Genomic DNA, 22,413 nt, shown 5'->3' with positions numbered 1-22,413 from the left:
CGATGCCGTGGCTCGACGCTTGAATGAGCGACCTCGGCAGACGTTGAACTTTGAAACGCCGGCCGAACGATTCCAGCAATGTGTTGCAATGACCGGCTGAAGTCGCAGTGGTGTGCGGACGTACACGCCCTCCTTTTTCCTTGATCTGCGCGCAAACCGCTGACGGCCCGGCCATGCGGAGGTCGTGAACAGGCTCTAGGGATGCGCTGATTTCGATCATCATCCCAGCGAGCCCCAAAAGAGGGTAAAAACCGGGACCCAAAGCCTGTAAATACGTGAGCGCAAAGGCAGGGCATGACCAGCCTTCGGCTGTTGTACAGCACCCCCTGCTCTCGTCCCCTTTTTTGAGGGCGCAGGAATGACCTGTTGCTCGTCATTCCTGCGAAAGCAGGAATCCAGTGCCTGTACGCTCAGGGGGCTTACAGGCGCTGGATGACCAGCCCTTCGGCTGTTGAAAGGCCGCTTCCAGCGTTCGCTGGGATGACGATCAAATTGATAGCATCCCTAAGGCGCTAGGGGCCTGGCGCCGGCATGGTCAACGGAGCGCGAGGCTATTCGGCGGGGTGGCCCCGCGTTCGACAGTTCGAGTGCTCGACACGGATGGCGCCGGTGGTAGCAGGGTGCCGTCAACTATCGCTGATGAACTGCACGAGCGCCGCGCGGCGGCGGGCGCTGAACCGGCGCATGGCGTCTACCACAGCGCGCTCCTCGGGGCTCAACGTGTCGTAGCTGGCGCCGACCTCGCGCAACTTTCCGTCGGAGCGGAGGCGGCCCATCAGCAGCCAGTCCAGGCTGCAATTGAAATCGCTGGCGATTTCCATCAGCCGGGCCGTATCGGGCTTGGATTGCCCATTGAGCCATTGCCGGGCCGACTCGACCGATACTGCAAAACGCGTGGCCACGGCCATGTTGCGTGCCCGCCCACTGGGAATGCCGGCGGCGTTGCAGGCTTGTTGAAGGCGGTCTGCAAATCCGTCTAGCGGATTGGCTGTTTTCTTTGTAGGCAAGTTATACCTGGATTTGGCTAGCCCAATCTCCAAGCCATTCTTGGAATTTTGCCGGGTAATTTCCCAGGTTTGACTTGGTTTGCAAATAGAGGTTGTTTTCTCCTCCGGGGCGCCCGTGGCGCCTTGCGACGGCAGGTGAGCCGCCGCCAACGAATGGGAGATGCTCAATGGAGCAAGGTTGCTCAAGCCCGCCACGCAGTGGCCCGTGGCGGTTCTTGTTGCTGGGTGCGCATGTGCCAGAGGCGCCGGCGGGGATGAGGTTGAAACGGCGCCACGCCCGGTGGGGTAATACAACGGCAAGAATCAGAAAGCGAGACGGTTCGACCACTCGGCGCTCCAGACCAGGGCCCCGCACGGCAACCGGGTTCGGCGCGCCCACCCAGTTCGGCGACGCCGCGCTGGTCACCCCTAACACTCCGTAGCCTTTCAGCCCCCGTGCCCGACGGGGGCCATTCCCGCCTCGCGGCTTCCTCTCCTGGCTTGGCCCGGTGTGGAATGCGCGGAAGACTGGATCCGCCAGGGTGGTGCGCGCCGGGTCAACCCGGCGCGCATCCAGTCGAAAGCGCCTTGGCTCAGGCGATGATGTGCAAGCGTCGGCACGCCTCCAGAATGGCCTGAATCGCCAAGCCGGCCTGCAACACCGAAAACACCCAGCCGATCACCTGAAGAATGGGCACGCCGATGAGGCGCATGATGGGGCCGGCGACAAGCATGGCTACCAGGTTGAGCAGCATGATGCCGCCAATTGTGGCGAGCACGGCCTGGCGGAACTCATCGTCCCCGCTGCTTCGGGCGATGAAAAAGATAATGGCGACGACGGCTGCGGGCGTCACGATAGTGGGGATCACCAGCGGCGACAGCGTGGGCTTGCCTGTCCACGGCGGTTTCGCGCCCTCCGGTTGCGCCAGCTGCGATTGCTCGGGAAGGCTCATCAGTTCTAAGTGGGTGATCGAGCGCAGCGCTGTGACAAACAGAATCAGCCCGCCGGCGATCAGCAACGCGTCGATACCTACGTGCCACTTGCTGAGATTCTCGCTGGCGCTGAAGGCAATGAACAACACCAGCGCGAACGACATCACGAACGAGCGGATGGCCAGGTGCAGACGATACGAGCGGCTGCTGTCGTAGGTGAGCGCGTGAAACACTGGAATGGTCTTCAACGGCCCCAGCGTGACGAAGAAGATGGCGAAAACGTACGCGTAGTCATTGTTCACGGCAGGCTCCTGAGCGCCTGACCGCGCCCGTGTGCGGTCGATCGGTTGCCAGCGGCTGACAGCGCCCGCCGTCGTTCTCGGAAAGAAACGGATGGATACGCGTCTTCATCTTGGTGTCCCCCGAGCCCGCGCCGATCCACGCATGGTCGATCACGATGCCGGCTTGTTGATGCACAGCGTTGGCTCGTGCTCGTCAATCGCCCGTGAACGACGCAGCGGCTTCGGCGGCAAGTCGTTGGCGGGCGTTTGCCGGCGAGGGTTGTAACGAGAGCGATCGGATGGCTGTGCGCATGGCAGGGCGCCAGCGGCAATCGATCGGTGGCACCTTGCCACCAGCCTTACTGTGTCGGGCGGCCTCTGTCGCTACACGCCAACGTGATCGGGTGGGCGCTGGGGGCTACGCCCGTCGACGTTCTTCCATCAAGCCCACCAGGTTGCCATCCGGATCGCGCAGGAACGCCAGCCACAGCGTGTGATCGGATAGCTCCGCCGTCACCCGAGGCTCGTGTTCGCCTGTTGCGCCGCGATCGAGCAGTTCGCGATAACTGGCGTCGATGTCGTGCACCTTCAGATAGAGCACCGAATTGCTGCCTACCGCACCCGCACCTTCCGGTGTGGTCAGCATCAGGCGGATACCGCCGCAATCGAGAAACGCCAACTGCGGCGCTGGGCGAAACAGAAAAGGCAGCGCGAGGATGTCGCGATAGAAGGCGAGCGCGCGATCCACATCGCTTACCGTTATGGCGATCTGGCCGATGCCGGTGATAGGTGAGGACATCGCGGCGCTCCTGTGGATGGCCCAGGCAGTCTACGCCATTCGCGGAGCCAGCCCGGCATGCGCGATACTTGCCGGATGACCGATCACGAGGACGTCGCCGCGCTGCTTGGCCCCGAGGGGCCGTTCGCCCGCGAGCAGCCCAATTTTGCCCCGCGCGCGGCGCAGCAGGCCATGGCCGGCGCCGTGCAGCACGCCATCGCCGAGCGCGAAACGCTGCTGGCCGAGGCAGGCACCGGCACCGGAAAAACCTTCGCCTACCTGGTGCCGGCGTTGCTGTCGGGCGAGCGGGTGATCGTCTCCACTGGCACCAAGGCGCTGCAGGATCAGTTGTTCTTCCGCGATCTGCCGCGCGTGCGCTCCGTGCTCGACGCGCGGCTGAAAACGGCCTTGCTCAAGGGGCGCGCCAATTACCTGTGCCTGTACCGCCTCGATCAGACCGTGCGCGAAGGCGCCACCTTCGATCGCACGCAGGCCACGCAGTTGGCGGCGGTGCGTGCCTGGTCGGCCCGCACGCGTCGCGGCGATCGCATGGAGCTGGCGGAGGTGCCGGAGGAATCGCCCCTGTGGCCGCGCGTCACCTCCACGCCGGAGAATTGCCTGGGCGTGGAGTGTGCGTTCTATGACGACTGCCATGTGGTGAAAGCCCGCCGCGAAGCCCAGGAGGCGGACCTCGTGGTGGTGAATCACCACTTGCTGTTCGCCGACCTGGCGCTCAAACAGGAAGGCTTCGGCGAGATCCTGCCCGGCGCCAGTGCTTTCATCCTGGATGAGGCGCACCAGATTCCCGAACTGGCTGGCCAGTTCTTTTCGCAGAACATCAGCGCGCGCCAACTGAGCGAACTGGCTCAGGACAGCCTGGCCGAATGCAACGGCGTCACCGGTGCCATCAGCTTGCTGCTGGAGCCGGCCGAGGCGTTGCAGGATGCGATACGCAAAGTGCGCCTGGCCATGGATGGCCTGGCCGAACGCGGGCCGTATCACCAGCTGGAATCCAACGCGACCATTGACGAGGCCTTGCACGAACTGCGCGACGTGCTCGCCGCCTTCACCGATGTGCTGGCCTCGCAGGCGGATCGCTCGCGTGGTTTCTCCCATGCCCATGAACGCGCTGCCGTGCTGAGCGAACGTCTCGACCGTATCGCCGAACGCGACAGCGAGCGCGACGTGCGCTGGTACGAGTTGTTCCCGCGCGGCTTTGCGTTCTACGCGACCCCGCTGGATCTCGCCGCGCCGCTGCGCGCGATGCGCGAGCGCACGCATGCGGCGTGGGTATACACCTCGGCCACCTTGTCGGTGGCGGGCAGCTTCGATCACTTCGCGCGCCAGCTTGGGTTAGAGAATCCCCAGGTGCTGCACGTCGATAGTCCGTTCGACTACGCACGCCAGGCACTGTGCTATCTACCCGCCGGCTTGCCCGACCCCGCCGCGCGCGATTACACCGAGCGCGTCATCGATGCGGTGCTGCCCGTGCTGCATGCCTCGCACGGGCGCGCCTTCCTGTTGTTCACCTCGCATCGCGCCTTGCGCCGGGCGGCGGAGTTGCTGCGCGAGCGCGTGCCCTGGCCGCTGTTCGTGCAGGGCAGCGCGCCACGCCATCGCCTGCTGGAGGAGTTCCGGGCCAGCGGTCATGGCGTACTGCTGGGCGCGGCCAGCTTCTGGGAAGGCGTGGACGTGGCCGGCGAGGCTTTGAGCGTGGTGGTGATCGACAAGCTGCCGTTCGCCGCGCCGGACGACCCCGTGTTGCAGGCGCGCCTGGAGGCGCTGGAGCAGGCAGGCATCAACCCCTTCATGGGCTGGCAGGTGCCCAGCGCGGTGATCGCGCTCAAGCAGGGCGCCGGCCGCCTGATCCGCGATGTGCACGATCGCGGCGTGCTGGTGCTGTGCGATCCACGCCTGACCACCAAGGGCTACGGCCGCCTGTTCCTCGGCAGCCTGCCGCCGATGCCGCGCACGCGGGAGCTGGCCGATGTGCAGGCCTTTTTCGCCGACGACATCGCGGTGGCCCACTAAGCGCCTGTTCTCAATCGCCGCGTAGCCCGCGTTGTGTGGGTGTGCCCGTCAGGGAGCGGGGCGTGGCGACTCGCCTGACTGGCCGTCAGGTCGATGCGCGCAGTGGACACACCTGCACAACCTTTCGGGTCGGGGCAGATTCCCCAAAACGCAGCGTCATCACGCGGTGGTGTACGGACGTACACGCTCTCCTTCTTCCTTGATGAGCGCGCAAGCCGCTCCCGGTGCGAGCCACGCGGAGATGGAGAACAGGCGCTTAGGACTCCGTGACTTTGATCGTCATTCCTGCGAGCCCCAAAAAGGGCGGTAGGCGCAGGAATCCAGTGACTTTGCGCTTTACGATTGACAGGCGCTGGATGACCAGCCCTTCGGCTGTTGAAAGGCGCTTCCAGTTTTCGCTGGGATGGCGAGCGAAATGTCGGTTAACCCGACTTTCTTTAGTGCCGGCGCAACGCGGCGGGCCAGAGAGGGTTGCGTGAAGGTCGCCAACAGGCGCCAGGGCGTATGCTTGGCCGCTCCACCACCATGCGGGGCGAGCATCATGGCCAAGGTCATCGGCGTAGGCGGCATCTTCTTCAAGGCACGCGACCCCAAGGCGCTTGCCCAGTGGTACACCCAGCACCTGGGCTTGCCGGTGGAAGAGTGGGGCGGGGCACGTTTCGACGAAGACAACGCCCGGCCCGGTTACACCCTGTGGTCACCCTTCGCGGCCGACACCAGCTACTTTGGCCCCGGCCCGCAGACCTGCATGATCAATTTCCGCGTGGACGACCTGGACGCCTTGCTGGCGCAGTTGCGCGCGGCCGGCGTCGCCGTGGACGAGCGCGTGGAGGAAAGCGAATTCGGCCGCTTTGGCTGGATCACCGACCCGGAAGGCACCCGCGTGGAGCTGTGGCAGCCACCGGCGAACTGATCGGCGCCAGGATCGGTCGGCGGTCGGTCCCGAGGGCAAGTCCCGTACCCGCACCATCGTCGCCATTTGGGCCGGTACGTGCCGCCATCGGGCCGATTTGCGCCCGCTGCGCGGCCGCGCGGGGTGATGCCATGCGATGACGCCCATCGGGCGTCCGTGGGGCGGGCACGCCGCCCTGCGGCCCGCACCCGCTATCATGGAGCGATCATGAATCTGCTCGCCATCGAAACCGCCACCGAAGCCTGCTCCGTTGCCCTGATCCATGGCAACCAGGTCATCGCCCGCAGCGAAATCGCACCCAGACGCCACACCGAACTGGTGCTGCCCATGGCCGACGCCTTGTTGGCCGAGGCAGGCCTGAGCCGGCACGCGCTCGACGTCATTGCCGTGGGGCGCGGCCCCGGCGCCTTCACTGGTGTGCGATTGGGCATTTCGCTGGCGCAGGGTATGGCGCTTGCGCTGGACGTGCCGGTGGTGACCGTCTCTTCGTTGGCCGCGCTCGCTTTGGAAGCGCCGGAAGACGACGAAGCCATTCTTGCCGTGATCGACGCGCGCATGGGCGAGGTCTACGCCGCTAGTTATCGCCGCGATGGCCAGGGCGGCCTGATCGTCCTGGACGACGAACGCGTGTGCACGCCCACCGAACTGGTGTTGCCCGCCGCGCCGCACTGGCACGTGGTGGGCACCGGCTGGAACACCTATGCCCAGGTGCTGGGCGATCGCCTCACCGGTGCCGTGCGCAGCGCCAGCGGGCATGCTTATCCACAGGCCAAGCACGTGGCGGAGCTAGCGGCGCTGGAGTTTGCCGCCGGACGCGCAAGCGCGCCTGAGCATGCCCTGCCGGTGTATCTGCGCGACAAGGTGGCGCTGACCCTGGTGGAGCAGGGCAAGGCCTGACTTCAAGCTTGTCCAGCATCGCCGCGTGCCACGTGGCGACCCGAAGAGTTGCGCGGGCGGGCACTCCAACGCCGGGCAGGCGGCGCGAAGCTCGCGAGCAGGCTTAGAGCTTGAACAGCGGCTGCAGCGTGCGCGCCAGCCAGCCTGAAAAGCGCAGCGGCGCATCGGTGGCCGCCAGGCAGATGCACGGCACGCCAGGCGCAGTCACCGGTTGATGCTCCACATCCACATCCAGGTCCGCCACATCGCCGGGTGCAAAGTGCCCGAGTGAATCGTCGTATGCGCCCTGCAGGATCATGGTCAGTTCGTTGCCGCCATGGCTGTGCATCGGCACGCTGCGGCCTGGCGCGGTGCGCAGCAGCATGAGATGGCTGTCGGACACATCGGTGGCGCGAATATGGTGTACACCCGGGCCGATGAAACGCCAGTGCAGGCGGCTGTAGCGCTCGCCAAAGTACGGATGCAAGGCGGCCGGCAGCACGTCCGGGTCGTGCGGCGCTGGCGGCGCTACCGGCAAGGGCGATGCGTGCGCCTCGCTTGCTTGCAGGCGTTGCAGCAGGCGTTCGCGTGCGGAGAGCGACAACGCCGCGCCCTCCTGTTGCTGCATCAACTGGCCGCCGATGCGGTCGGCGTCGCGCAGTTGCTCGCGGCAGGCGCGACAGATGCTCAAGTGCGCCGACACCACTACCGCAAACGCGGTGGGCAGCGCACCGGCGGAATAGCCGATCAAGGTGGCGATATCGAGATGATGGTGCGGCTTCATGGTGTACGTCCCAACCCAAGCTGCAGCTTGGCGAAGGCGCGCCGCAGCGTGGACTTGACCGAACCCAGTGGCATACCCAGCTCCTGGGCGATTTCGCTGTGGCTCTTGGCTTCGAAATAAGACATGCGGATCAAGCGGGCCTGCGCCGCCGGCAAGGCGTCGATGGCCTGGCTCAGCCCGGCGTGATCGGTGAAGGATTCGGCGCTGCTGCCCGCCTCGTCCGCGTGCTCGTGGTCGAGCCAGTCCAGGCCTTCCTGGATAGGCAGCCAGCGCGGTTCGCCACGCATGCTGTCGATGTAGAGATTGCGCGCCACCCGAAACAACCACGTGGAAAGACTGGCGCGCGCCGGATCGAACAAGTCGGCGCGGCGCCATAGGCGCAGCATGGCCTCCTGCACCAGTTCCTCCGCTTGTGCGGCAGGCACGCTCAGGCCCAGCAGGTAGCGTTGCAGGCGCGGACCGAAATGGTCGTAGATGCGCATGAAGCCCTCCATGTCCCGGCGCGCGGCGACCGCGGCCATCTGTTCGGCCCAGTAGCGTGCGTCGTCGGCGGCTTGGCTGGCAGATGAGGACACGCGTCGCACCACCCCGAGGGGCGTCACCTTTTGGGCTGCGGGATCAGTGGGCATCATAACCAGGCTTCCACCCATCGGCGCACGCCCCGACCCGCCGCGCCCAAACAAGCCCGGCGCAAGGCGCCAGGGGCAGGGTCGTCAGGCGGGCGAGTGTGCGCGGCATGCAGGGTTTCCGGTGGTCTGATGCTTATACGCAAGCGCGCGCCGTTTGGATGCAGGGGCGGTCAGAGGCTAAACCGACGCTGAAACTGTCCTCTTGAAAGGCCGCGATGGCCCCTCATTTTTGCCTCGCCGGTCGCTTCGGGGCCGGCTCGTCGCGCCATCGGGCGCGACGCCAACATGTTGCTCATCAGAGGATATGGTTATGCGTACTGTTCTGGATCTCTCCCCGCTGCATCGCTCCAGCATCGGCTTCGATCGCGTGCTCGACCTGCTCGAAGCCGCGTCGCGCACGCAGCCCGGCGACAACTGGCCGCCGTTCGACTCGGTCAAGCTGAGCGAAGACCGCTACCGTCTCACCATGGCCGTGGCCGGCTTCAGCCGCGAAGACATCAACATCACCGTGCAAGCAAACATGCTCACCGTCAGTGGCGAGCGCAAGGGCGAGCAGGAAGGTGAAGTGCTGCACCGTGGCATCGCCAATCGCCCGTTCAATCGCCGCTTCGAGCTGGCCGAGCACATGCAGGTGACGGGCGCCAAGCTGGAGAACGGTCTGCTGGTGATCGAGCTCAAGCGTGAGGTGCCCGAAGCGTACAAGCTGCGTCGCATCGAGATCGGCAGCGACGCCGCCGTGTCGCCGTCGGTCAGCAGTATCCAGAGTCAGGCCGCCTGACCACCATTGGATCACGCGACATCGCGCTGATTCGCTGAACCCGAGGGTGACGGCTCTATGCCGTCACCCTCATTCGTTTTCAGTGTGATCCAATGCAATGCGATCCAAACGCCCTGTGCCTGCGTACACACGTTGAGGCGAGTCCGGGCCGCGACTTGGTCTTGCCGTCATCGCAACGCAGGAGAATGCCCATGTGGCGACGTGCCTTACCATGCTTGAGTGTGCTGGCCATGCTTGTGCCAGTGGCCTGGAGTCAATCGCTGCCGAACACGCCGGTACCGCAGTTGGATGTCGCGCGCTATCTCGGTCAGTGGCACGAAATTGCGCACCTGCCGATGTTCTTCCAGCGCCAGTGCGTGGACACCATCACGGCGACCTACCGTGCCGATGCCAACGGCGGCATCGCGGTACATAACGCCTGCCGTACGCATGACGGCAGCATGGATAGCGCCGACGGACAGGCGCGCCGCGTCGACGGTTCCCCTGGGGCACTGCAGGTGCGCTTTGCGCCGGCCTGGCTGAGCTGGCTGCCTTGGGTGTGGGCCGACTATTGGGTGATCGACCTGGACCCGGACTACCGCTGGGCCGTGGTCGGCAGCCCGAGTCGCCGCTACCTGTGGGTGCTCTCGCGCAGCCCCTCCATGTCGCGCAGCCAGTTCGAGCAGTTGCGCGAGCGCGCCGCGCGCCGTGGCTATCCGGTGGATCGGCTCGTCATGGCCGGGCCGCTGGAGTAGGTGTCCCGGGCCATTGCTGGGGTACCCGCCGCAACTGATGTATGTCATAGCCGAGCGACGCCACGCGCCGGCTCAGCGCGGTGTACTCGTCATCGGAAACGCTGGGCGTGCGGGCCATGATCCACACGTAGTCGCGCTTGTCGCGCGCAACGATCACGGCGCGGTAGTCCGGGTCCAGCCACGCGATGACATACTGCGCCTTGATCGGCCAGATAAACTGCATGCCCCAGATGGCGTTACCGCTATCGGGACGCACGGAGCCGACGGCGTGCATGGTCTTGGGTGTGCCGTCCGGCGAGTCCTCTCGATAGCTGAAGGTGGTTTGCACGCGCCCGTCGCTGCGCAGGGCATAAGACTCCACCGCGTTGCACGCGTCCCGCTCGAAGCGTGAAGGGATGGAGGCAATCACGTACCAGTCGCCCATGTAGCGTTGCAGGTCCACGTGGGCATCCGGCGTGATGGGCGCCTGCGCGGTGGCGCATCCGGCAAGGGATGTGATCGCGAGCAGGCTGGCGAGTAGCGGGCGAACGATGGCGCGCATCATGGCTCTCCTGGGCACCGGTTGAACATGTCATGGGGGCGTGCCTGCAGTGGGCACGTGTCTTTGACGGCTGACGCGCTCGCCTCGGAAATCGGTTGCTTCGCTAGGCGTGGCGCGCAAAGGAAGGTCTGATTAATCGACTTCTTGTTCGTCATTCCTGCGGAAGCAGGAATCCAGTGCCTTTACATTCAGAGGATTACAGGCACTGGATGACCAGCCCTTCGGCTGTTGAAAGGCGCTTCCAGCATTCGCTGGGATGACGATCAAAATCAGAGTTTCCCAAAGCGATAGTGGGCCACCAGCCATTCCTGCCCGTTGGCGTAGCCAAAGAGCTCCGCGCAGGCCATCCAGAACATGCGCCAGCGCTGGAACCACAAGGCGGCCAGTGCCGGGCTGCCGTAGGTTTGCGTGAGTACGGGGAAGATCGCTTCGCGCTGGCGATCCTGCTGGGCGAGCCACAGGTTGGCGGTGCGCTCGTAGTGCGTGCCGTCGACCAGCCAGCGTCGCTCGATGGCGAGGTCGCGCTGAAAGTGCAGCAGGGTATCGGCGGCCGGCATCATGCCGCCGGTGAAGAAGTGCCGTCCCATCCAGTTATCTTCGCCTTCGGTCTCAAAGGGGTAGGCCGCGTCCCGATGCGCAAAGATGTGCACGAACAACTTGCCACCGGGCCGCAGCCAGCTCCCGATGCGCGCCAACAGGCGCTCGTGGTTGCGCACGTGCTCGAACATCTCCACTGAAACGCAGCGGTCGAAGTGTTCGGCGGGGAGGTCGAGCTGGTTGATGTCGCAGGTGATCACCCGAACGTTGGATAGCCCCTTCTGCTCGCATGCCTGCATGATCCATTGGCGCTGCGAGTGCGAATTGGACACGGCGGTGATGCGCGAACCCGGATAGCGTTCGGCCAGCCACAGCGTGAGCGAGCCCCAGCCGCAACCCAATTCCAGAATATCCAGGCCGTCGCTGAGTTGGGCGCGCTGGGCATACAGCTCCAGCATCGCCAGCTCCGCATCGGCCAGCGTGGTGTCGGCGGTGGGAAAGTAGCAGGAGGAGTATTTCAGGCGAGGCCCCAGGCAGTGCTGGAAGAACGCCGTTGGCACTTCGTAGTGCTGGGTGTTGGCCGCCTCGGTCTCGATGGCGATGGGGCCGCGTCGTAGTTGGGCAATCCATTGCTGGTGGCGCTCCTGCATGGCATCCATGCCACCGGCGTGAATCTCGCGCAGCCGTTGGGCGCACAAGTGACGAATGCCTGCACGCAGCAATGCGTCGGGCACCAGGCCACGCTCGGCCAGGCCAAGCCATCCGGGGGCGGGGCGATCGGACAGCAGTTCGGTGCGATCGGTGAGTACGGTGCTCATGGCGCGCTCCTTCACATCTTGGGAAACCAGGGGAACAGCATCGGCGTGCGGCGTTGGTAGTCGCGGTAGTCCTCGCCTCGCGTGCGCAGCGCTTGCGCCTCGGTGAACGGCACGCCGCTGATCCAGCGCAGGAATACGTACATCACCACGGGGCCGCTCCAGGCCAGCCACCACAGCGGCGAACCCACCGCCAGCGCCACGTAGGCGAACCAATGCAGCCACTCGAAGAAATAGTTGGGGTGGCGCGAATAGCGCCATAACCCTTGTCGGCAAGTACGGCCACGTTGGTCGGGGTCGGCACGGAAGCGCGCCAGTTGGCGATCGGCCAGCGCTTCACCGGCCACGCTGACACACCACAGCGCCACGCCCAGCGCGATCCACCCGGTGAAGAGCGGCCGAGGGTTGGCCGCTACGGCCATGAAAGGAAGCGCGAAGAGCAGCACCAGGCCCGCCTGTGCCATGAAGAATGCGAAGAACTTCGGCTGGCTGCCGTGCCAGTGCGCGCGCAATTGGCGATAGCGCCCATCCTCGGCCTCATGGCGCACGCGTTGCGATAAGTGTCCCGCCAGGCGCAGCGACCAGACGGTGGCGAGCACCGCCAATACGGCGCGGGGCAGCGGCGCACCACGGCCGGTGGTGACCATCAGCAAGGCCGCGATGCCCAAGCCCAACGCCCATAGCACGTCGACGATGCCTGCATTCGCATGCCTTCGCTGCCACTGCCAGCCCGCGGTCATCACTGCGGCCATGATGGCTGCAAGCAGAGCCATTTGCTGAGCGTAGTTCATGCGTGTCCCACCTTCATTTCCTGGTGCCAGCGCAAGGAGAGCTGGCCGAGCAAGGGCAGTGCGAGTGCCCAGCACAGCGCGATCCAGCCGAGGCCCAGCGCTTCGGGCGTGCCAAACTTCACGGCCTGCCAGCCGCGTGCCGCGGCCAGATACGCCATCGGCGCGCCCAGGGCGCCGAGCAGGGCGGCCAGCCATGGGCGTTGCCGGAGCACCGCCAGCGATCGATCGATGGTGGTGGCGAAACACAGCCACAGCATGAGGATCCACCACGGTGCGCCGTGGGGCGGTAGGGCAGGCGCGGACGAGGCATAGCGCAGCCAGCCGCTGGCCGCGGCCACGCCATCCACCAGCACGCCGCACAGGAGCGCGGCCAGCAGCAAGCGCAGTTCCACGCCACGCGCATGGCTGGCGAGCAGCTGCCAGGCCACAAAGCAGACGCCTGCCGCCATACCCAACCAAAGATGATCGCGCGCGGCACCCCACACCAGCAGCAGCCAGGTGAGCTGATAGCCGACCAGGTTGCCCCAGAATCTCATGCTGTGCGGCCCCCTTCGCGAGCAGTCCACCGGCTGGTGGCGGGGCGTGCGCCTGGCCGAGCAAACAACAGATGCGAGACGCCGATGGCACGTTCCTCGAAGCCGCCTTCGCAGTAGGCAAGGTAGAACTCCCATAGCCGCAGAAAGCGCTCATCGAAGCCCTGCGCGCGGGCCTCGGGCAGACGTGCCAGGAAACGCTCGCGCCACGCGCGCAGCGTGCGTGCGTAGGACAACCCGAAATCCTCCTGATGCACCAAGGCCAGGTCGCTGGCGCGGGTCTTGGCTTCGAGCATCGCGCTGAGTGAAGGAATGAAGCTGCCCGGGAAAATGTGCCGCTTGATGAAATCCACCGAGCGCAGCGCCTGGGCGTAGCGGTGATCCTCGATGGTGATGGCCTGCACCAGGGCCAGGCCATCGGGCTTGAGCAGCTCGGCGAGCTTGGCGAAGTAGGTGTCCATGTAACGCGCGCCGATGGCCTCGATCATCTCGATCGACACCAGGCGGTCGTAGCGGCCTTCGAGGTCGCGATAGTCGCGTTTGAGCAGCGTGATGCGATGCCCAAGGGCCGCTTGTGCCACCCGGCGCGACGCCAGTGCGTACTGTTCTTCGGAGATGGTGGTGGTGGTGACGTGGCAGCCGTAGTAGCGCGCCGCGTGCAGCGCAAAGCCGCCCCAGCCGGTGCCGATCTCGATGACGCGCTGACCCGGCTTGAGGTCCAGCTTGCGACAGATTACGTCCAGCTTGCGCGCGGATGCTTCTTCCAGGGTGTCTTCCTCGCGCGTCCAAAGCGCCGAGGAGTACATCAGGTCGTCGGAGAGGAATAGGCCGAAGAACGCGTTGCCCAGATCGTAATGGGCAGCGATGTTGCGTCGGCTGCCCGCGCGCGTGTTCTCACGCAGGGCATGCCACAGGCGCATGAGCGCGCCGCCCACGCGCGCGCTGCCGGTTTCCATGCTGTCGAGCAGATCGCGATTGCGCACCAGCAGGCGCACCAGCGCGACCAGGTCGTCGCAACGCCAGTGGCCCTCGCCATAGGCCTCGCCGGCGCCCACGCTGCCGTTGAGCGCGAGCATGCGATAGAAACGTGGATCATCCACGCGCAGGTTCGCATGCAGTTGCTCGTCGGTTGCCTGCGCGTCGCCCACGGTGTGCGTGGACAAGCCATCGGCGATGGTGAGGCGCCCGTAGCGCAGGGCCTGCATGGCGTCGAGCAAGCGCTGGCGCAGCCATCGGTCTGTCGGGCCGATCTCGGGTACGGGCGTGCTGGACAAGCGCGGCTTGGCAAGCTCGGTCATGGGTGTTCTCCCTGGGTAGCGGGGTGCGGGCGGCTCGTTGCCTGAGCAACGGACTGCTCGCCGGGATGGTCGTGAACGGGGGTGCGCTTGAGCCACAGGCGCAGGGCCTGCCAGTGGATGGCGCCGATCACCTGCGCCGTCATCACGGGGTAGCGCCACAGCACACGGGCAAGGTTGCGCCCATCGAGCGGCCGGCGCTGCAACGCCAGGGTGGCATCGAACTCGCGATGCGTGTCGCGACACACATTCATGTGCACGCGCAGGTCATCGGCGGGCGGAGTGAAGCGCCAGTCGTAGGAGCGCTCCATGGCCATGAAGGGCGACACGTGGAACTGCTTGTCGAAATGCCACGCAAACGCGCGTCCATGGCGCTCTGCATCCGCGGCCTCAAGCACGTAGGCATGACGTTCGCCCCAGGGCGTGTTGGTGATTTCCGCGACGATGGTGTCCAACGTCACGCCGTCGGGCGCATAGCAGTAGTAGAACGTGACGGGGTTGAATACGTAACCCGCATAGCGGGGGTGCGTGAGCATGCGGATCGGGCCGCGTGGCCAATGACCGGTGTCGCCATACACGCGCTGGCGTACGGCATCGGCCAGCGGCATCTCGATGGGGCCCAGGTAATCACTGCGACGCCACTCGGCAAGGTTGGGGCGACCGATCGACCACAGCCAACGATCACGGAACACGTTGTCCAACTCGTCCAGGTCGAGATAGAGCTGAGCCATCCGGTAGGTGAACGCGTGCGGCCGAGGCGCGTGGCGGCGATGCGTCACGCGGCCTTCGTAGATGGCACTGGCGAAGGTGCTCATGCGGATGCCTCCACGGCATGCGGGCGCGTGCCCACCGCGGAGGCGTCGATGGCGTCCACGACTTCCATGGCGCTGCGAATACCGTCCTCGTGGAAACCCCAGCCCCAGTACGCGCCCGCGAACCAGGTGCGCCGATGCCCCTGAATTTCGTGCTTGCGCGCCTGTGCCGCGACGGAGCCGGCCGTGTACACCGGGTGGTGATAGCGCATGCGGCGCAAAACCTTGGCCGGATCGATACGGTCGGTCTGGTTGAGCGAGACGATAAAAGGCTCGGGTGCATCCAGTGCCTGCAGCAGGTTCATGCAGTAGCTCACCGTGCAGGCGGCTTCGGGGTTCCGTGGCACATAAGCGTTCCACGCGGCCCAGGCCTTGCGTTGGCGAGGCAGTACGCGTGCGTCGGTGTGCAACACCGTGTCGTTGGCCTGGTACGGCATGGCGGCAAGAATGTCGTGCTCGCGCTCGCTGGGGTCAGCCAGCAGCGACAGCGCCTGATCGCTGTGGCAGGAGAGCACCACGTGATCGAAGCGCTCCGAACCGTATCCGGTGACGATCTCCACATAATCGTCGTAGCGATGGATGGTATGGACCGGGCAGCGAACGCGTTCATCGACCTGCCAGCGCGCGCGCATGGCCTGCACATACGTGGCCGAGCCACCACGAACGACACGCCATTCCGGTCGGCCGGCGACTTGCAGCATCTGGTGATTGGCCATGAACTGCACGAGGTATCGTGCAGGAAAGGACAGGATCTGCTGCGCGGGCGAGGACCACAGTGCCGACGCCATGGGGATCAGGTGCAAGTCACGAAACGTGGCGCCATAGCGATGCTGCTCCAGGTAGTCGCCCAGGCTTGGCCCTGCGCCTTCGCCCTGCAGCAGCGCTGGCGCCTCGCGATAGAAGCGCAGCAGATCGCGCACCATGCCGAGAAAACGCGGCGATACCAGATTTCGGCGCTGGCAGAACAGGCTGTCGAGCGTGGTCGCGTTGTACTCCAGACCGCTGGCCTCGCTGTGCACCGAGAAACTCATCGTGGTGGGCTGGGACACTACGCCCAGGGCGTCGAACAGGCGGTTGAGCCGTGGGTAATGCGCCGGGTTGTGCACGATGAAGCCGGTATCGACGCGATACAGTTTCCCGTGACGCGCGATGTCGTGCGTGTGCGTGTGCCCACCGAGATAATCGTTGGCCTCGAACAGCGTGACTTGATGATGCTGCGAGAGGTACCAGGCGCTGGCGAGCCCCGCGATACCCGAGCCGACGATGGCAATGCGCATGCTCAACCCTCCCGCTTGCGCAGCACCCAGGCGGGCACGGGCTTAAGATCCCAGACCAGACCTAGGGCGGCCATGAGACGCAAGCCGTACCAGGTAAGGTCGATCTCCCACCAGCGGAACCCCTGCCGGGCCGATCCAGGGTAGTAGTGATGATTGTTGTGCCAGCCTTCGCCAAAGGTGATCAGGGCCAGCCAGACGTTGTTGCGGCTGTCGTCGCGAGTCGGGAAGCGGCGGCGCCCAAATCGATGGGCCAGGGAGTTGATGGTCACCGTGGCGTGGAACAGCACCACGGTCGATACGAAGAACCCCCACACCAGCATCTGCGCCCCACTGGTACCCCAGGACGGAGCCAGCCATTGCAGCAGCGCACCCAGGAAAAATAGCGCCACGGCCAACGCCACCGGTACCGCTATGTCATAACGATCGAGCCAGCGCAGCTCCGGGTAGAGCGCGAGGTCCGGCACGCGCGATGCATCGGTGCGAAAGGCTGCGGGCGTGAGGAACCAGCCGGCGTGACTCCACGCAAAGCCGTGCACCGTGGGGGAGTGCGGGTCTTGCGCGGTGTCGGCATAGCGGTGATGGTGCCGGTGGTGGGCTGCCCACCACAGCGGCCCGCGCTGCACGCAGGAGGCGCCGATCAGTGCGAACACGAACTGCACAGCGCGCGAGGTGCGAAAGGCGCGATGCGAAAAGTAGCGGTGATAGAACCCGGTGAGCGCGAACATGCGTAGCGCATAAAGCGCCGCCGCCACGCCCAGGGCGATGGGCGAAACACCGACCCAAAGCACGGCGACGCAGGCCAGATGCATGGCGATGAAGGGGCCGGCTCGCAGCCAGTCGATGCGATCCGGTCGATCCGCCGAGTCCGCGTTGACCTGCGTGTCGAACCACAGGCGAATACTGGCGATGCGGCGAAAGCTGCTGCTCGCGGGCTCCGCGTTGCGTGGCAATGGGGTGTGCATCTGCGGGTCCTTGGCGCCAGTCAAAGGTCTATACGGCGCGAGGATGGATTTGGATGCATCGCCGGACTCAGTCCGGGCAGCGACTGGCCAAGGGCGTCGCCAGTGCGTTCATCACTTCGGTGTGATTGGGCGCGGGCTGCTCGCCGCTGGGCGGGAACTCGATGCGCACCCGCTGGCTGTGGCCGTTGGCATCACGGATGTTGCTGATGCCGTCGAATCGCAGCAAGCGCTGGTTGTTCACCGCATAGACCAGCTCCACACTGGGAGCGAGCTTGCCGAGCCAGCCATCCAGGCTCATGCGCAGGCGTTGCACGGATGCCGCGTCGGCGCGTCCGTCGGCCACCGGGCGAAGGCGCAGCGTCAGCTGGTCCAGGCGGGAGGGCACGATAAAGTCGGCGCGCAAGCCGTCGGGTTGCCGCAACTGGCTCCAATGGCCCCGCACGAAGTCGTCGAAGCCGGCATCGATCACGGTATCGGGTGAAGGGGTGAGCGTGGCGGTGTCCGGCGGAGCGTCATGATGGCGCTTGGCATATACCTGCAGCTGCCCGTTCGCCTCCCGGCGCACGCCTTCGCGATAGCCGTCCCGGCCATCCTCGAAGGCGTACTCGGGTGCCCAGGGCACTTGCCCGTAGCGAACCCACTTGCGTGCGAATGCCGTGCCATCGCTGCAGCGGTAAAGCACCAGGCGCGTGCGAGTGCCGCGATCATCGAACAACCAATGTTCCTCGCGATAGCGCACGGCATTGCCATTCTGGGCATAGGCCACGCCGACGTAATGCCGATCGGCGGCGGCGAGTTTCCCCGCGCTGCTAAACGCCAGCACCACCAGCAGGGCCGTGCGGATGCCGGCGCCTGGGCGCGGCATGGCGAAAGGGCGGTTGGGAGCGGTCATCGCCAGGTATCGCGTTGGGGTTATGGAGCCGATACGTGGTTTGGCGTGTTCTGGATTCCCGATGCTTCATTCGGCGTCCTGACCGGCATACGCCGGGTTCTTGTAAACCTGCCGTACCGGAGGGCATAGTCACCGGGCAGTACGGCAATGTCGGGAGAACACATGCGGGTCCGCCTGGAAGATGTAGCGCGCGCGACGGGAGTCTCGCCCAAGACGGTGTCCCGCGTGCTCAACGAAGAGGCGTCGGTGAAGGAGTCCACGCGCCAGAAGGTGCTGGCGGCGATGGAGTCGATGAACTACCGACCCAGCCCGGCAGCTCGTGGGCTGGCGGGCAGCCGCTCGTCCCTGGTGGCGATGCTGTACGACAACAACGACAACCCGGCTTCCACGTATCTGGCCGAGATCCAGGATGGCGTGCTCGACGCCTGCGACGCCCATCGCTTCAGCATGATGGCGTGCCCCTTGCGCATGCGCGGCAAGGATTTCATCCGTCGCGTGGACGCCCTGGTGCACGATCACCACATCGAGGGCGTCATCGTCACGCCGCCGCTGACCGATCATGCGCCGCTGTTGCAACGCCTCAAGGAGCTGGGTGTGCCGCATGCCAGCATTTCGCCGCTGCAGCGCGAGCACGTCATCGGCGTTTGCATGGACGAGCAGCAGGCGGCCAAGGCGCTGGTAACGCACCTGATCGAGCTGGGGCACCGGCGTATTGCGCATATCGTGGGTATCGCCAATCACGGCGCCAGTCGTTGGCGCCTTGCCGGTTACAAGGACGCGCTCGCCGCCGCCCGTATCGATTTCGACCCGCAGTACGTGTTGCAGGGCGAGTTTTCGTTTGGTTCGGGCGTGTTGGCCGCCCGTCAGTTGTTCGACCTGCCCGAACACCCCACGGCCATTTTCGCGGCCAACGACGACATGGCGGCGGGCGTGATGTGGGCCGCCAACGAGCGGGGACTCAAGCTGCCACGCGACTTGTCGGTATGTGGGTTCGACGACACCCCGTTGGCCAGTCAGTTGTGGCCGCCGTTGACGACAGTGCGCCAGCCGAGCCGCGAAATGGGCAGGCTGGCCACCCAGCAGTTGATGGATCTCCTACGTGGGCGTGGTTCGGGCTTGCTGGTGCAGGTGCCTTACGCGCTGCAATTGCGCGAGTCGACGGCGAAGGCGCCGTAAGTTTCTCGGGCAGCGGGCAGTGATGCCCTTCTGTCGGCCAGGTGCTGGTCGGTCACCTATTCATCTCCTCATGCCTAGCTAAAACATAAGTTATTTCAAGTAGTTGTATGGATTTTGCGGGCTGCTGCATCGCAAATTGACAGCGCTGTCATTTCTGTCAGGCTGTTTCGCACGGGCTCCACGGGGGAGGCCGCCTTGGCCTGTGGAGAGAACCGTGCTGGCGTCTGTTCGTCGTTTGCGATGTGCCCCAACCCTGCTGGCGGCCTTGTTGGCTGGCGCAACCGGAGGTGCGGCCTGGGCCGCTACCACAGCCTCCATCCACCCGGCGCTTTGGCCGCGCGCGACCTGGCCATTGCCGGCCGACGCGGCGCTGGAGCGGCGCGTGGCCGCGTTGATGGCGAAGATGACGGTGGAGGAAAAAGTTGGCCAGTTGATCCAGGCCGATATCCTCAGCGTGACGCCCGACGACGTACGCAAGTATCGCCTTGGCGCGATTCTGGCCGGCGGCAATTCCAAGCCGGGCGGTGCCGTGACCGCCACGGTGGCGCAATGGCAGGCCCTGTCCGAGGCGTTCTATCGCGCCGCCATGGCGCCGGTGGCCGGGCACGTGGCGATTCCACTGCTGTTCGGCGTTGACGCCGTGCATGGTCACAACAACGCCGTCGGCGCCACGCTGTTTCCGCAGAACGTCGGTCTGGGCGCCGCACATGATGCGGATTTGATTCGGCAAATTGGCGAAGCCACCGCGGCCGAAGTGCGTGCCACGGGCATCAACTGGAGTTTCGCACCCACGCTGGCCGTGCCGCAGGACGTGCGTTGGGGGCGTTCGTACGAGGGCTATTCGCAGGACCCGAAGCTGGTGGCGTCATACGCCGGGGCGATGGTCGAAGGATTGCAGGGCAAAGTAGGGACGCCGCAATTCCTGGATGGTGAGCATGTGGTGGCATCGGCCAAGCACTTCCTTGGCGATGGCGGCACGCTCAACGGCAAGGACCAGGGCGATGCGCAGATCAGCGAGGCGGCGCTGCGTGATGTGCACGCGGCGGGCTATCCGCCGGCCATCGAGGCGGGCGTGCAAACGATCATGGCGTCGTTCTCCAGTTGGAACGGCGAGAAAATGCATGGCAACCGTGCCTTGCTGACCGACGTGCTCAAGCAGCGCATGGATTTTCAAGGTTTCGTGGTGGGCGACTGGAACGCGCACGGGCAGGTGCCTGGTTGCACCAATGAGGATTGCCCCGTCGCGATCAATGCGGGGCTGGACATGCTGATGGCGCCGGACAGTTGGCGCGGCCTTTACGAGCACACGCTGGCCGAGGCGAAGGCCGGCACCATTCCGATGTCTCGCCTGGACGATGCGGTGGCACGCATTCTTCGGGTGAAGTTTCGTGCGGGCCTGTTCGAACAGGGCGCACCATCGGCGCAAACGCTGGTAAAGAACGCTACGAGCGTGGTGGGCAGCCCGGCGCATCGGGCGCTCGCGCGCCGCGCGGTTCGCGAGTCGTTGGTGTTGCTCAAGAACGACGGCGGCTTGCTGCCGCTCGATCCTCGAAAGCATGTGCTCATCGCCGGCGACGCGGCAGACAGCGTGCCGCGCCAGAGTGGCGGCTGGACGCTCAACTGGCAAGGCACCGGGCTCAAGAGCAGCGATTTTCCGGGTGCGCAAACCATCGGTGCGGGCATCGTGGAGCAGGTGCGTGCAGCGGGTGGCCGGGCGTGGATCGATGCGGATGGTCGCTACACCACCAAGCCTGATGTGGCCGTCGTCGTGTTCGGCGAAGATCCCTATGCGGAATTCCAGGGCGATTTGCCCAACCTCCTGTATCGCCCGGGCGACGACCACGACCTTGCCCTGCTGCGTCGCCTGCGTAGCGAGGGCATTCCGGTGGTTGCTGTTTTCCTGAGTGGCCGGCCGCTGTGGGTGAACCGCGAACTCAATGCGGCAAATGCCTTTGTCGCCGCCTGGCTACCCGGTAGCGAAGGCGGTGGCGTGGCCGATGTGCTCCTGCGTACGCGAGATGGCCAGATTGCCCATGACTTTCACGGCACGCTGGCGTTCGCGTGGCCACGCACGGCCGTCGCGGGTGAGGGCACACCGCAGTTCGCTCTGGGTTACGGCTTGCGATATGGCGACAAGCGTAGCTCGCCGCCGCTGCCGGAAAACTCCGGCATTCAGGGCGAGCAGATTCCGATCGGGCATTACCTCGATCGCGGCAAGCCCATTCATGGCTATGCGTTTGCACTGGTCGATGCCCAAGGGCAGGCGGTGCCCGCGGACGTATCACGGGCGACCACGGCGGACGGCGGACTGCAGATGAGTGGCATGGACTATCGGGCGCAGGAGGATGCCCGACAGTTCCGATGGCAAGCCGCTGGGGGCGAGCTTGTGATCCAGGCGCATGCGCCGCTCGATCTGGATCGCCAAACCAACGGCGACGTGTTGCTGGTCACGACTCTGCGAGTGGACGCCATGCCCAGTGGCGATGCCTGGATCGCCATGGGGTGTGGCAGCGGCTGCGAAGGACGCGTGCCGTTGGCCAAGAGCTTGGCGGTGCTGCCACCGCATGCCTGGGTGCGTCTGGGCGTGCCGCTCAAATGTTTTCGGGCCGCCGGCGCGGACATGCATCGCATCGATCGACCCTTCGTGATGGCTGGTAGCAAAGGAAGCGATTGGGCACTGACGCGCGTGGCGCTTGGCACGGAGGTCGATCAGGTCGTCGATTGCCCACGTTGATGGCCTCGCTCGCCGACACTGCGCATGGGTGAGTCGATGGGGTTTTGAGGGTGTGCGCCGGCACAAAAACGGTAACGGCGCGCGGGACGTCCATCTGCTGTGCACCAAAAGCGTGGTGTTGCAGCTTGCCTGATGGGCTTGGAAGTGTGCTGTAGCAAGGGTTTGGCGGTATGCGACAGGCGTGTTGCCGCGCGTCAAGCTTCTACGAAGGAACCGGTCTATCATCACGAATGACAGCGCTGTCATTTATGAATTTGACAGCGCTGTCATTTGGGGTGGGGATCGACGGGTCGCCGCAGGGGGCGGTGACGAACAACAATCCGAA

General features: G+C 65.3%; 22 protein-coding genes. 7 read left to right on the top strand and 15 right to left on the bottom strand.

The annotated features are described in order from the left end of the window. From AC3G2C_RS17515 to AC3G2C_RS17500, 4 genes are all read right to left on the bottom strand, one after another. The coding region (locus AC3G2C_RS17515; RefSeq protein ID WP_488385929.1) for a hypothetical protein at window positions 1–223 on the bottom strand (223 nt) is incomplete at its 3' end. Between the two features lie 403 nt (window positions 224–626). After that, window positions 627–1,193, bottom strand: coding sequence for a hypothetical protein (locus tag AC3G2C_RS17510; protein ID WP_488385924.1), 567 nt, complete (start codon window positions 1,191–1,193; stop codon window positions 627–629). A 386-nt stretch (window positions 1,194–1,579) separates the two neighbouring features. Continuing rightward, window positions 1,580–2,221 carry a MarC family protein gene (locus AC3G2C_RS17505; RefSeq protein ID WP_488385923.1) on the bottom strand — a complete coding sequence of 214 codons (642 nt, stop codon included), beginning with the start codon at window positions 2,219–2,221 and terminating at the stop codon, window positions 1,580–1,582. 397 nt (window positions 2,222–2,618) lie between these two features. Next, complete coding sequence (locus AC3G2C_RS17500) at window positions 2,619–2,999, bottom strand: VOC family protein (RefSeq protein ID WP_488385922.1); 381 nt, start codon at window positions 2,997–2,999, stop codon at window positions 2,619–2,621. Window positions 3,000–3,056: 57 nt separating this feature from the next. Here AC3G2C_RS17500 and yoaA point away from each other — a divergent pair, with 57 nt between their 5' ends. The 3 genes from yoaA (at window position 3,057) to tsaB (ending at window position 6,819) form a co-directional block, all read left to right on the top strand. Beyond that, complete coding sequence (gene yoaA / locus AC3G2C_RS17495) at window positions 3,057–5,009, top strand: DNA repair helicase YoaA (RefSeq protein ID WP_488385921.1); 1,953 nt, start codon at window positions 3,057–3,059, stop codon at window positions 5,007–5,009. Window positions 5,010–5,550: 541 nt separating this feature from the next. After that, complete coding sequence (locus tag AC3G2C_RS17490) at window positions 5,551–5,922, top strand: VOC family protein (RefSeq protein ID WP_488385920.1); 372 nt, start codon at window positions 5,551–5,553, stop codon at window positions 5,920–5,922. A gap of 207 nt (window positions 5,923–6,129) precedes the next feature. Next, on the top strand, window positions 6,130–6,819 hold the full coding sequence (gene tsaB, locus AC3G2C_RS17485; protein WP_488385919.1) for a tRNA (adenosine(37)-N6)-threonylcarbamoyltransferase complex dimerization subunit type 1 TsaB: 690 nt from the start codon (window positions 6,130–6,132) through the stop codon (window positions 6,817–6,819). A 103-nt stretch (window positions 6,820–6,922) separates the two neighbouring features. Here tsaB and AC3G2C_RS17480 read toward each other — a convergent pair whose 3' ends face one another. Both AC3G2C_RS17480 and AC3G2C_RS17475 read right to left on the bottom strand, forming a co-directional pair. Next, window positions 6,923–7,582 (bottom strand): ChrR family anti-sigma-E factor, encoded by a 660-nt coding sequence (locus tag AC3G2C_RS17480; protein WP_488385918.1) that lies wholly within the window; start codon window positions 7,580–7,582, stop codon window positions 6,923–6,925. Next, the gene (locus tag AC3G2C_RS17475) at window positions 7,579–8,214 is read right to left on the bottom strand and encodes a sigma-70 family RNA polymerase sigma factor (RefSeq protein ID WP_488385917.1); all 636 of its coding nucleotides are present in this window, start codon (window positions 8,212–8,214) and stop codon (window positions 7,579–7,581) included. The genes AC3G2C_RS17480 and AC3G2C_RS17475 overlap by 4 nt, the downstream gene beginning before the upstream one ends. A 307-nt stretch (window positions 8,215–8,521) precedes the next feature. On the opposite strand from AC3G2C_RS17475, the gene AC3G2C_RS17470 reads away from it, so the two are divergent. Both AC3G2C_RS17470 and AC3G2C_RS17465 read left to right on the top strand, forming a co-directional pair. Next, complete coding sequence (locus AC3G2C_RS17470; RefSeq protein ID WP_488385916.1) at window positions 8,522–8,989, top strand: Hsp20 family protein; 468 nt, start codon at window positions 8,522–8,524, stop codon at window positions 8,987–8,989. A 191-nt stretch (window positions 8,990–9,180) separates the two neighbouring features. Beyond that, window positions 9,181–9,723 (top strand): lipocalin family protein, encoded by a 543-nt coding sequence (locus AC3G2C_RS17465; protein ID WP_488385915.1) that lies wholly within the window; start codon window positions 9,181–9,183, stop codon window positions 9,721–9,723. Here AC3G2C_RS17465 and AC3G2C_RS17460 read toward each other — a convergent pair. The 9 genes from AC3G2C_RS17460 to AC3G2C_RS17420 all read right to left on the bottom strand — a co-directional run bounded on the left by AC3G2C_RS17460 (window position 9,701) and on the right by AC3G2C_RS17420 (window position 18,178). Beyond that, complete coding sequence (locus tag AC3G2C_RS17460; protein WP_488385914.1) at window positions 9,701–10,264, bottom strand: lipocalin family protein; 564 nt, start codon at window positions 10,262–10,264, stop codon at window positions 9,701–9,703. The two genes, AC3G2C_RS17465 and AC3G2C_RS17460, sit on opposite strands and share 23 nt — an antisense overlap. 269 nt (window positions 10,265–10,533) lie before the next feature. Beyond that, window positions 10,534–11,619, bottom strand: a complete 1,086-nt coding sequence (locus AC3G2C_RS17455) for an SAM-dependent methyltransferase (RefSeq protein WP_488385913.1) — start codon at window positions 11,617–11,619, stop codon at window positions 10,534–10,536. An 11-nt stretch (window positions 11,620–11,630) separates the two neighbouring features. Continuing rightward, window positions 11,631–12,407 (bottom strand): DUF1295 domain-containing protein, encoded by a 777-nt coding sequence (locus AC3G2C_RS17450; protein ID WP_488385912.1) that lies wholly within the window; start codon window positions 12,405–12,407, stop codon window positions 11,631–11,633. Then, window positions 12,404–12,943, bottom strand: coding sequence for a DUF2878 domain-containing protein (locus AC3G2C_RS17445; RefSeq protein WP_488385911.1), 540 nt, complete (start codon window positions 12,941–12,943; stop codon window positions 12,404–12,406). Before AC3G2C_RS17445 ends, AC3G2C_RS17450 begins: the two co-directional genes overlap by 4 nt. Further along, window positions 12,940–14,238 carry a class I SAM-dependent methyltransferase gene (locus AC3G2C_RS17440; protein ID WP_488385910.1) on the bottom strand — a complete coding sequence of 433 codons (1,299 nt, stop codon included), beginning with the start codon at window positions 14,236–14,238 and terminating at the stop codon, window positions 12,940–12,942. Before AC3G2C_RS17440 ends, AC3G2C_RS17445 begins: the two co-directional genes overlap by 4 nt. After that, on the bottom strand, window positions 14,235–15,050 hold the full coding sequence (locus AC3G2C_RS17435; RefSeq protein WP_488385909.1) for a DUF1365 domain-containing protein: 816 nt from the start codon (window positions 15,048–15,050) through the stop codon (window positions 14,235–14,237). The genes AC3G2C_RS17440 and AC3G2C_RS17435 overlap by 4 nt, the downstream gene beginning before the upstream one ends. Beyond that, complete coding sequence (locus AC3G2C_RS17430; protein ID WP_488385908.1) at window positions 15,047–16,324, bottom strand: NAD(P)/FAD-dependent oxidoreductase; 1,278 nt, start codon at window positions 16,322–16,324, stop codon at window positions 15,047–15,049. Before AC3G2C_RS17430 ends, AC3G2C_RS17435 begins: the two co-directional genes overlap by 4 nt. A gap of 2 nt (window positions 16,325–16,326) precedes the next feature. Then, window positions 16,327–17,286 carry an acyl-CoA desaturase gene (locus tag AC3G2C_RS17425; RefSeq protein WP_488385907.1) on the bottom strand — a complete coding sequence of 320 codons (960 nt, stop codon included), beginning with the start codon at window positions 17,284–17,286 and terminating at the stop codon, window positions 16,327–16,329. A gap of 67 nt (window positions 17,287–17,353) precedes the next feature. After that, on the bottom strand, window positions 17,354–18,178 hold the full coding sequence (locus AC3G2C_RS17420; RefSeq protein ID WP_488385906.1) for a hypothetical protein: 825 nt from the start codon (window positions 18,176–18,178) through the stop codon (window positions 17,354–17,356). A 162-nt stretch (window positions 18,179–18,340) separates the two neighbouring features. Here AC3G2C_RS17420 and AC3G2C_RS17415 point away from each other — a divergent pair, with 162 nt between their 5' ends. Together AC3G2C_RS17415 and AC3G2C_RS17410 are read left to right on the top strand one after the other, a co-directional pair. Further along, the gene (locus AC3G2C_RS17415; protein ID WP_488385905.1) at window positions 18,341–19,354 is read left to right on the top strand and encodes a LacI family DNA-binding transcriptional regulator; all 1,014 of its coding nucleotides are present in this window, start codon (window positions 18,341–18,343) and stop codon (window positions 19,352–19,354) included. A 217-nt stretch (window positions 19,355–19,571) separates the two neighbouring features. Next, on the top strand, window positions 19,572–22,088 hold the full coding sequence (locus AC3G2C_RS17410; RefSeq protein ID WP_488385928.1) for a glycoside hydrolase family 3 protein: 2,517 nt from the start codon (window positions 19,572–19,574) through the stop codon (window positions 22,086–22,088). Window positions 22,089–22,413: the final 325 nt, after the last annotated feature.

The sequence above is a fragment of the Frateuria sp. sgz306004 genome (assembly GCF_057750885.1).
This window is presented reverse-complemented; position numbering and strand designations above follow the sequence as displayed.

Coding starts and splice junctions, on each gene's coding strand:
- AC3G2C_RS17500 (WP_488385922.1), bottom strand. CDS start 2,999: ATGTCCTCACCTATCACCGGCATCGGCCAGATCGCCATAACGGTAAGC.
- yoaA (WP_488385921.1), top strand. CDS start 3,057: ATGCGCGATACTTGCCGGATGACCGATCACGAGGACGTCGCCGCGCTG.
- AC3G2C_RS17490 (WP_488385920.1), top strand. CDS start 5,551: ATGGCCAAGGTCATCGGCGTAGGCGGCATCTTCTTCAAGGCACGCGAC.
- tsaB (WP_488385919.1), top strand. CDS start 6,130: ATGAATCTGCTCGCCATCGAAACCGCCACCGAAGCCTGCTCCGTTGCC.
- AC3G2C_RS17480 (WP_488385918.1), bottom strand. CDS start 7,582: ATGAAGCCGCACCATCATCTCGATATCGCCACCTTGATCGGCTATTCC.
- AC3G2C_RS17475 (WP_488385917.1), bottom strand. CDS start 8,214: ATGATGCCCACTGATCCCGCAGCCCAAAAGGTGACGCCCCTCGGGGTG.
- AC3G2C_RS17470 (WP_488385916.1), top strand. CDS start 8,522: ATGCGTACTGTTCTGGATCTCTCCCCGCTGCATCGCTCCAGCATCGGC.
- AC3G2C_RS17465 (WP_488385915.1), top strand. CDS start 9,181: ATGTGGCGACGTGCCTTACCATGCTTGAGTGTGCTGGCCATGCTTGTG.
- AC3G2C_RS17460 (WP_488385914.1), bottom strand. CDS start 10,264: ATGCGCGCCATCGTTCGCCCGCTACTCGCCAGCCTGCTCGCGATCACA.
- AC3G2C_RS17455 (WP_488385913.1), bottom strand. CDS start 11,619: ATGAGCACCGTACTCACCGATCGCACCGAACTGCTGTCCGATCGCCCC.
- AC3G2C_RS17450 (WP_488385912.1), bottom strand. CDS start 12,407: ATGAACTACGCTCAGCAAATGGCTCTGCTTGCAGCCATCATGGCCGCA.
- AC3G2C_RS17445 (WP_488385911.1), bottom strand. CDS start 12,943: ATGAGATTCTGGGGCAACCTGGTCGGCTATCAGCTCACCTGGCTGCTG.
- AC3G2C_RS17440 (WP_488385910.1), bottom strand. CDS start 14,238: ATGACCGAGCTTGCCAAGCCGCGCTTGTCCAGCACGCCCGTACCCGAG.
- AC3G2C_RS17435 (WP_488385909.1), bottom strand. CDS start 15,050: ATGAGCACCTTCGCCAGTGCCATCTACGAAGGCCGCGTGACGCATCGC.
- AC3G2C_RS17430 (WP_488385908.1), bottom strand. CDS start 16,324: ATGCGCATTGCCATCGTCGGCTCGGGTATCGCGGGGCTCGCCAGCGCC.
- AC3G2C_RS17425 (WP_488385907.1), bottom strand. CDS start 17,286: ATGCACACCCCATTGCCACGCAACGCGGAGCCCGCGAGCAGCAGCTTT.
- AC3G2C_RS17420 (WP_488385906.1), bottom strand. CDS start 18,178: ATGACCGCTCCCAACCGCCCTTTCGCCATGCCGCGCCCAGGCGCCGGC.
- AC3G2C_RS17415 (WP_488385905.1), top strand. CDS start 18,341: ATGCGGGTCCGCCTGGAAGATGTAGCGCGCGCGACGGGAGTCTCGCCC.